Raw genomic sequence first — 8,689 nt, forward strand, 5'->3', positions numbered from 1 at the left:
ATGCTGGAGCTGATCGAGGTCCAGACGGGAAGCTATCTCGGGGAAGACGACATCATCCGGATTGAAGACGACTATCAAAGGTCGTAACCAGCACACTCCGAATCACGCGACCCGGGCCAAAAGGATGGTCTCTTTCAGAGGCTTAAGGCCCGGGAAACGTGTAACTTTTTGAATCAAATCGTGTCCGGACCGCTAGCTCCGCATTCGCCACAAATGTGGCGTCCGTGCTAGAAGCGCCCTGGGGATTTGCGTTGAATCGGGGTTTGCTCAAATGAGTTCCACAGGATCTGCACCGGCAAAGGCCGGCTTGCGCGTCGGCGTCATTGGTGCCGGCGTGATGGGCAGCAACCACGCGCGCGTGCTCGCGGGTCTTCCCGGCGTCAGCCTCGTCGGCGTCGTCGATCCTTCGCCGGCACATCGCACGCGGGCGATGGAGCTTGCCAATTGCGCGAGCTTCGAGACGCTCGACCAGCTGCTGGCCGAAGGCGTCGATGCCGTCACCATCGCGGCGCCGACCCATCTGCATCACGAGGTCTCGCTCGCCTGCATCGCCAAGAACATCCACGTGCTGGTCGAGAAGCCGATTGCGTCCACGGTCGCGGAAGGCCGCGAGATCGTCACTGCTGCGCAAATGGCCGGCGTGACGCTGATGGTCGGGCATGTCGAGCGCTTCAATCCGGCTGTGGCCGCCGTCAAGCAGGCGATCGCCGGCGAGGATATTCTGTCGATCGCGATCACGCGCGTCGGCCCGTTCCCGCCGCGCATGTCCAATGTCGGCGTCGTCATCGATCTCGCCGTGCACGACATCGATCTGATCCGCTGGTTCACCGAATCCGACATCGTCGAGGTGCAGCCGCAATTGTCGAGCGCGGTCGCCGAGCGCGAGGACATCGCGCTCTTGCAGTTCCGCACTGCCAACGGCGTGCTCGCGCACATCAATACCAACTGGCTGACGCCGTTCAAGGCACGCAGCGTCACGGTCGCGACCCGCGGCAAATACGTGATGGGCGATCTCCTGACGCGCCAGGTCACCGAATGCTTCGGCTTCAAGCCTGACGGCAGCTATTCGATGCGGCATCTGCCGGTCGGCCATGACGAGCCGCTCCGCGCCGAGCTGATCGCGTTCCTCAAGGCCGTGCGCAACGGCGAGACGCCGGCGGTCACCGGCGACGAAGGTGTCGCCAGCCTCGAGATCGCGACGCAGTGCCTGGAAACGCCGTCCCGCCCCGCGGCCACGTCTGCCCGCAAGGGTCCGCGCCGCGTTGCCGGCTGAACTCTTCCATGTCGACCAGCCAAGAAGGCGCCATGAACCAGCATCTGCGTTCCGAACCCATTCCCTTTATCGACGTCGCCTCGCAGCGCCGCCGGCTCGGCGATTCGCTCGATGCCGCCGTGACGCGCGTTCTCGATCATTGTCAGTTCGTCAACGGCCCTGAAGTCGCCGAACTCGAGAAGCAGCTTGCGGCCTATTGCGGCGCCAAGCACGTCATCGGCTGCGCCAGCGGCACCGATGCGATCCTGATGGTGATGATGGCGAAGAATGTCGGGCCGGGCGACGCCGTGTTGTGTCCGTCCTTCACCTTCATTGCGACGGCTTCGCCGGTGGCGCGGACCGGCGCGACGCCGGTTTATGTCGACGTCGACGAAGCGACTTTCAACATGAGCCCGGAATCGCTCAAGCGCGGCATCGCGACCGCCCGCAAGGCTGGCCTCAAGCCGGTCGCGATCATTCCGGTCGACCTCTTCGGCCAGCCCGCCGATCACGACGCCATCGCCGAGATCGCCGAGGCCGAAGGCCTGTTCGTGCTCGACGACGCCGCGCAAGGTTTTGGCGCGAGCTACAAGGGCCGCAAGCTCGGCACCTTTGGGCTCGCCACCGCGACCAGCTTTTTCCCCGCAAAGCCGCTCGGCTGCTTCGGTGACGGCGGGGCGATCTTCACCGATGACGACGAGCTCGCGGCGACGCTGCGCAGCATCCGCGTGCACGGGCAGGGCGTCGACAAATACGACAACGTCCGCCTCGGTCTGACCGGCCGGCTCGACACTATGCAGGCCGCGATCCTGATCGAGAAGCTGAAGATCTTCGACGACGAGATCGCCGCGCGCAACAAGGTCGCCGAGCGCTACGCGCGCGGTCTCTCCAACGTCGTCACCGTGCCGCGTCTGGCGCCCGGCAACAGTTCGGTCTGGGCGCAGTACACCATCCGCCTTCCTGAGGGCACCGACCGCGACGGCTTTGCCGCAGCGCTGAAGGCCCAGGGCGTGCCGACCGCGATCTATTACGGCAAGTCGATGCATCAGCAGACGGCCTACAAGCAGCACCCGGTCGCCGAGGGCGGCCTGCCGGGCTGCGAGAGCCTGTCGCAGGACGTCATCAGCCTGCCGATGCATGCCTATCTGACCGAAGCCGATCAGGAGCGAATCATCGCCGCCGTGCGCGGCGCGCTTTCAACCTGATTTCGCCGTTTTGCTGCGCTGCTGCTTCACCTCTCCCGCTTGCGGGAGAGGTCGTCGTGCGTAGCGCGGCGGGTGAGGGTTCTCTCCTCTGGGAGATCGCTTGTGGAAACACCCTCTCCCCAACCCTCCCCCGCAAGCGGGGGAGGGAGCGCACCTGCGCCGCAGCTTGCACCTAGACCTAATCTCGCCATGCTCTAAAACAGACGCATGCTCGGACGTATCTTCACGGTTGGTGGTTACACGCTGCTCTCGCGGCTGACGGGATTTGCCCGCGATATCATGCTTGCGGCGATTCTCGGCGCCGGCCCCGTGGCCGACGCCTTTTTCGTGGCTCTGCGGCTGCCCAACCATTTCCGTGCGATCTTTGCCGAGGGCGCCTTCAACGCGGCCTGGGTGCCGGCCTACGCGCACGTGCACGGCGAGCGCGGGGAGGGGGCGGCAAGATTGTTCGCCGACCGCATCTTCACGCTGCTGCTGGCCTCCCAGGTGGTGCTGCTGATCGTCGCTTGGCTGTTCATGCCGCAAGCCATGAGCATTTTGGCGCCCGGCTTTTCCGAGGACGCCGAACAGCGCAAGCTCGCGATCGAACTGACCCGGATCACCTTTCCCTACCTGCTGCTGATCACGCTGGTGACGCTCTATGGCGGCATGCTCAACGTGATGCAGCGCTTTGCGAGCGCCGCAGCCGCGTCGATCTTCCTCAACATCTCGATGATGATGACGCTGGCGCTCGCCGCCTGGTTTCCTAGTGCGGGCCACGCCGCCGCCTGGGGCGTCCTGATCTCGGGTTTTTTGCAGTATTTCCTGCTCGCCGGTGATCTCGCCCGCCATGGCGGCCTGCCGCGCTTTGCGCCGCTCAAGCTCGACGAAGACGTTCGCGCATTCTTTAGGGCACTCGGGCCTGCGACGCTGGGCTCGATGGGCACGCAGCTCGCGCTCTTTGCAGACACCATCATCGCGACTTTCCTGCCCGCCGGCGCGTTGTCGGCGCTCTATTACGCCGACCGCCTCAATCAGCTCCCGATCGGCGTGATCGGCATTGCCATCGGCACGGTGCTGCTGCCGGAGATGTCGCGGCGGATCACGGCCAATGACCATGACGGCGCGATGAAGGCGCAGCGCCGTGCGTTCGATTTCACGCTGCTGTTCTCGGTGCCGTTCGTCGCCGCCTTCCTTACCGTGCCCGACGCGATCATGCGCGCGCTGTTCGCCCGCGGTGCGTTCTCGAAAGCCGATGCCGCCGCCGCCGGCGCCACGCTCGCGGCCTATGCCATCGGCCTCATCCCGTTCGTGCTGATCCGCAGCGCGGTCGCGACCTTCTATGCGCGCAAGGATACGGCGACGCCGGTTCGCGCCTCCCTGACCGGCATCGCGGTCAACGTCGCCCTCAAGGTCGCCTTGATGGGGTCGCTGGCCCAGATCGGCCTGGCGCTGGCAACCGCCGTCGGCGTCTGGACCAACCTGCTGCTGGTGCTGTTCTTCGCGATGCGGCGAGGCTTTCTCGTGCCGGACCGCGCCTGGCTGTTGTCGCTCGCCAAATTCCTGCTGACTGGGATCATCCTGGCCGCCGCCTTCTGGCTCATCGCGCGCTTCGGCGGTCCTTCGTTGGGCTCGATGCTCTTCCGGGACGAATTGACGCTGCTTCTGCTGGCCGTCGGGGGCACGATCGTCTATGCGCTCGCCATCCTTGCCCTGTTCGGCCGCCGCTGGCTGGTCTCGCTGGTGCGGGGCTAGGTTTTTCATATTTTCAACGCATTGACGGCTCGCCCTTGTCGGCACGGACCAGTCTCGATCGTCCTTGGATGGACACATCTCGGAAATGCGGCGGATGGACCCTGCACAATTGACGTGATGCCGTCACCTCGAGCCGGCAAAAATCAAACCAGGAGCACTGTTTATGAGGATCACCGTCGAAACCAACGTAGCAGCCCCAATCGATCAGGTCTGGCGCGCTTATACGACGCCGGCCGACATCATGAAGTGGAACGCCGCGTCCGACGATTGGCATACGACCAAGGCGACCGTCGATCTGCGAGAAGGGGGTGTCTTCTCATCTCGCATGGAGGCCAAGGACGGCAGCATGGGTTTTGACTTCGCCGGTACCTACACGAAAATCATCGAGCACAAGCGGATCGAATACGCGTTCGGCGAGCGAAAAGCCGAAGTCGAGTTTGTGCCCGGCCCGAAGGGCGTTCTCGTCCGCGTGGTCTTCGATGGCGAATCGACGCACTCGGTCGAGCAGCAGCAAGGTGGTTGGCAGGCAATCCTCGACAACTTCGCACGATACGTGGAAGCGAAGTAGACGAAGTACTGAGGGCGTGTGTAGGGGCAAGAAAGCGCTTGAGTAAGGGGTTCGCTTCCAGGCTGCAACCGACCTCTACACATCTCTTGATTTTGCGCGATTGCTGTGGTAATCGCAGCGCATGATCAAATCAGTGCGCAAACTCAACCGCAACCACATGACCCGCTTCGGCTGGGCCGTGGAAGGAGTCGCGCGCTAGGAATTCGACGACGACATCTTTCCACCAGGCCCCGCCGGCATCGGACGGGGCCTTTTTGTTTGGCCACGCTCCCTGCCGGCACAACAGCAGGAGCATGCGATGCCACCCCAACAGACGAACATCACATCCGAGACCGAGAGGCTCCCTCTCGAACTTGCCTCGACGTGGAGCATCCTAGGCTTGCTCGCGCAATACTGGCGTGCGCTCCAGGACTGGCGCTGGCGGCAGGGTCCACACATCGCCTTGCAGGACCTGAGTGACTGGGAGCTGATGGATATCGGCCTAACGCGTGGCGAGATTGACTACATCTCGCCGGAACGGGCTATCGATAGGCTGAGGGATCACGCCAGAGATCTATGGAGCCGCGGGGGGATGTAACTGATGAGCCATCCGAAGCGGAGATGCGCTTTGTGAGCAAGCAGCAGTCGGCACGGCTGCTTGTTCTCAGACGTGCACTGCGGGCGGGTTCGGCAACTATCATGCCATCAAGCGGACCGATCCTCACAGCGAAATGACCGAGCTGCGGCGCTCCCGTTCCATCCTGCTCTGACAGGTGAGAGCTGGACGGTTTTCGCATGGCTAAACCCGTTTGCCTTGCCAGTTTTTCCACGGCAATATGCCGGCAAAACAACCATGAGAAACGGGACGAGAAAATGGCGGCTCCCATCAAGTTCGGCGTTGGCCAAAGTGTGTTGCGCAAGGAGGATGACGCGCTTATCCGCGGCAAGGGCCGCTATACCGACGATTATGCGCCGCAGGCCGCTTTGCGCTGCCTGATGCTGCGCTCGCCGCATGCACATGCCAAATACACCATCGATGCGAGCCGCGCCCGCGGCTTGCCCGGCGTTGCGCTGATCCTGACCGCGGCCGACGTCGCCGATCTCGGTGACCTGCCGTGCCTGTTCAATCTCGAGACCGACCCGTTCAAGGGCCCGCCTTACCCGATCCTCGCCAAGGACGAGGTTCGCCATGTCGGCGATTCCATCGCCTTCGTCGTGGCTGAGACCATCGACCAGGCCCGCGACGCGATCGAGGCGATCGAGGTCAAATGGAGCCCGCTGCCGGCGGTGACCGGGGTCGTCAACGCCGTGAAGAAGGGCGCAGCCTTGGTCTGGCCGGACAAGCCCGGCAACGTGCTGTTCGACGTCTCGATCGGTGACAAGAAAGCGACCGAAGCTGCCTTTGCCAAAGCGCATGCGGTGGCCGAGATCTCGATCGTCAATCCGCGCGTCGTGGCGAACTTCATGGAGACGCGCGCGGCGGTGTGCGAATACGACGCCAAGCGCGACCATCTGACGCTGACGGTCGGCAGCCAGGGCAGCCATCGGCTGCGCGATATCCTCTGCCAGAACGTGCTCAACATCCCGACCGACAAGATGCGGGTGATCTGCCCCGACGTCGGCGGCGGCTTCGGCACGAAGCTGTTTCCCTATCGGGAATACGCCCTGTTGGCAGTCGCCGCGCGAAAGCTGAAGAAGGCGGTGAAATGGGCGGCCGACCGCACCGAGCATTTCATGGGCGACGCGCAGGGCCGCGACAACGTCACCACCGCGAAGATGGCGCTGACCGAGGACGGCAAGTTCCTCGCGATGGATTGCGACCTGATGGGCGACATGGGCGCGTATCTGTCGACCTTCGGGCCCTATATCCCGCATGGCGGCGCCGGCATGCTGCCGGGCCTCTACGACATCCAGGCGTTCCACTGCCGTGTGCGCACCATCTTCACCAACAGCGTGCCGGTCGATGCCTATCGCGGCGCCGGGCGGCCCGAGGCTGCTTACGTCATCGAACGTCTGGTGGACGCCTGCGCGCGAAAACTCGACATGACGGTGGATGCCATCCGTCGCAAGAATTTCATCCAGCCGAAGGCGCTGCCCTACAAGACCGCGACCGGCAAGGTCTACGATTCCGGCGACTTCGCCGCGCATCTGAAGCGCGCGATGGAGATCGCCGAGTGGAAGGAGTTTGGCAAGCGCGCCAAGGCGGCCAAGAAGAACGGCCTGATCCGCGGCATCGGACTTGCGAGCTATGTCGAGGTCTGCGGCACCATGGGCGAGGAGACCGCCAATGTGCGGATGGACCCCAATGGCGATATCACTGTCCTGATCGGCACCCAGTCGAGCGGGCAGGGCCATCAGACCGCCTATGCGCAGATCGTTGCCGAGCAGTTCGGCGTGGCGCCCGAGCGCGTGCACGTCCACCAGGGCGACACCGACATGATCGCCACCGGCCTCGGGACCGGCGGCTCGGCTTCGATCCCGTCAGGCGGTGTCAGCGTCGAGCGCGCGACCCGCGAGCTCGGTGCGCGGCTCAAGGAGATCGCAGCACAGGCGCTGGAAGCCAGCGCCGGCGACCTCGAGATCACCGACGGCGTGGTGCGCATCGCCGGCACCGACCGGTCGATCTCGTTCGCCGATCTCGCCAAGCGTCCCGGCGTCGATCCGTCGAAGCTCAATGCGAGCGCGACCTTTGCCAGCGCCGACGGCACCTATCCGAACGGCACCCATGTCGCGGAGGTCGAGATCGATCCGGCCACCGGCATCATCAAAATCGTCAACTACGTGATCGTCGACGATTTCGGCATGACGCTCAATCCGCTGCTGCTGGCCGGCCAGGTCCATGGCGGCGCGATGCAGGGCATCGGCCAGGCGTTGATGGAGCAGGTGGTCTATGGCACCGGCGACGGCCAGCTCGTCACCGCAACCTTCATGGACTACGCGCTGCCGCGCGCGGCGGACGGGCCGGACTTCGTGTTCGAGACTGCCAACGTTCCCTGCAAGACTAATCCGCTGGGGGTGAAGGGGGCGGGCGAGGCCGGCGCGATCGGGTCCTGCCCGGCCGTCGTCAACGCCATCGTCGACGGGCTCTGGCGCGAGTACAAGATCGACCACATCGACATGCCGGCGACCCCGGAGCGGGTGTGGATCGCCGTCAACGAGCACCATCGCCGTCACAGCCTGTGACAATTTTTCACGGAATGAAATCTGCCAAGCGGTGTTGGCCCCATTGAGGGGTCAGCACGATCGTGCAGCACGGCGATCCTGCATCAAGGCAATTCTGCATCAAGGAAAGGGACTTTGCGAATGAAGCGAATGTTGGTTGTTGGGGGCGCGCTCCTGCTCGGCATGGGCGCGGTTTGGGCACAACAGGACTCCGTCAAGGAGGTCCAGACCCTGATGAAGGGCAACGGCAAGAACGCCGGCGCAGTGGCGGCCATGGTCAAGGGCGAAAAGCCCTATGACCAGGCCACGGTGGACAGCGCGCTGGCGCAGTTCGAGGACACCGCCAAGAAGTTGCCGAATCTGTTTCCCGCGAGCGCAAAGGGCATGAAGCCCGAGGGCGACTACAGCGCCTCGCCGAAGATCTGGGAGGACAAGACCGGGTTCGACGCCAAGGTCGCGAGCTTCGCCAAGATCGTCGCCGAGGCCAAGGGCAAGATCAAGGATATCGACTCGCTCAAGGCGAACTTTCCCGCGGTCGGTAAGGAATGCGGCGGCTGCCACGAAACGTTTCGCGTGAAGAACGGTTGAGGCAAGAAAAAGATTCGTAGCCCGGATGGAGCGCAGCGCAATGCGGAAATCCATCCGCGCTGACAGACTGCCCCGGATTGCGCTGCGCTCCATCCGGGCTACTGGGAATCAAGAAGGGCGGCCGGGGCAAACAGGCGCCCGGTTTTTTTGGTGGGGGGTGGGCGCGGGGGAATATTTAAAGCACGCCAGAACGATAACGGC

8 protein-coding genes are annotated in these 8,689 nt (G+C 63.9%); all 8 read left to right on the forward strand.

From position 1 onward, the window contains the following. Nucleotides 1-87 (forward strand): hypothetical protein (locus AC0L3A_RS35200; protein WP_473256104.1); only part of this gene is annotated, 87 nt, incomplete at its 5' end. A 184-nt stretch (nt 88-271) separates the two neighbouring features. Beyond that, nucleotides 272-1,273 carry a Gfo/Idh/MocA family oxidoreductase gene (locus AC0L3A_RS35205; RefSeq protein WP_473256089.1) on the forward strand — a complete coding sequence of 334 codons (1,002 nt, stop codon included), beginning with the start codon at nt 272-274 and terminating at the stop codon, nt 1,271-1,273. An 8-nt stretch (nt 1,274-1,281) separates the two neighbouring features. Beyond that, entirely contained in the window at nt 1,282-2,457 is a 1,176-nt protein-coding gene (locus tag AC0L3A_RS35210) for a DegT/DnrJ/EryC1/StrS family aminotransferase (protein WP_473256090.1), read from the forward strand. A gap of 207 nt (nt 2,458-2,664) precedes the next feature. Next, the gene (gene murJ / locus AC0L3A_RS35215) at nt 2,665-4,191 is read left to right on the forward strand and encodes a murein biosynthesis integral membrane protein MurJ (protein ID WP_473256091.1); all 1,527 of its coding nucleotides are present in this window, start codon (nt 2,665-2,667) and stop codon (nt 4,189-4,191) included. Between the two features lie 163 nt (nt 4,192-4,354). Then, a complete protein-coding gene (locus tag AC0L3A_RS35220) occupies nt 4,355-4,759 on the forward strand; it encodes an SRPBCC family protein (RefSeq protein WP_473256092.1) in 405 nt (134 codons plus the stop codon). A gap of 298 nt (nt 4,760-5,057) precedes the next feature. Continuing rightward, nucleotides 5,058-5,336: a DUF1127 domain-containing protein gene (locus AC0L3A_RS35225; protein ID WP_473256093.1), complete on the forward strand. Its 279-nt coding sequence runs from the start codon at nt 5,058-5,060 to the stop codon at nt 5,334-5,336. Nucleotides 5,337-5,611: 275 nt separating this feature from the next. After that, complete coding sequence (locus tag AC0L3A_RS35230) at nt 5,612-7,921, forward strand: xanthine dehydrogenase family protein molybdopterin-binding subunit (RefSeq protein ID WP_473256094.1); 2,310 nt, start codon at nt 5,612-5,614, stop codon at nt 7,919-7,921. Nucleotides 7,922-8,041: 120 nt separating this feature from the next. Further along, nucleotides 8,042-8,488, forward strand: a complete 447-nt coding sequence (locus AC0L3A_RS35235; RefSeq protein ID WP_473256095.1) for a c-type cytochrome — start codon at nt 8,042-8,044, stop codon at nt 8,486-8,488. Nucleotides 8,489-8,689: the final 201 nt, after the last annotated feature.

Source organism: Bradyrhizobium sp. MI1.3 (assembly GCF_055811695.1).

Bases quoted from the DNA above. Each gene is read 5' to 3' on its own strand.
- AC0L3A_RS35220 (WP_473256092.1), top strand. From the start codon at position 4,355: ATGAGGATCACCGTCGAAACCAACGTAGCAGCCCCAATCGATCAGGTC.
- AC0L3A_RS35205 (WP_473256089.1), top strand. From the start codon at position 272: ATGAGTTCCACAGGATCTGCACCGGCAAAGGCCGGCTTGCGCGTCGGC.
- AC0L3A_RS35230 (WP_473256094.1), top strand. From the start codon at position 5,612: ATGGCGGCTCCCATCAAGTTCGGCGTTGGCCAAAGTGTGTTGCGCAAG.
- murJ (WP_473256091.1), top strand. From the start codon at position 2,665: ATGCTCGGACGTATCTTCACGGTTGGTGGTTACACGCTGCTCTCGCGG.
- AC0L3A_RS35225 (WP_473256093.1), top strand. From the start codon at position 5,058: ATGCCACCCCAACAGACGAACATCACATCCGAGACCGAGAGGCTCCCT.
- AC0L3A_RS35210 (WP_473256090.1), top strand. From the start codon at position 1,282: ATGTCGACCAGCCAAGAAGGCGCCATGAACCAGCATCTGCGTTCCGAA.
- AC0L3A_RS35235 (WP_473256095.1), top strand. From the start codon at position 8,042: ATGAAGCGAATGTTGGTTGTTGGGGGCGCGCTCCTGCTCGGCATGGGC.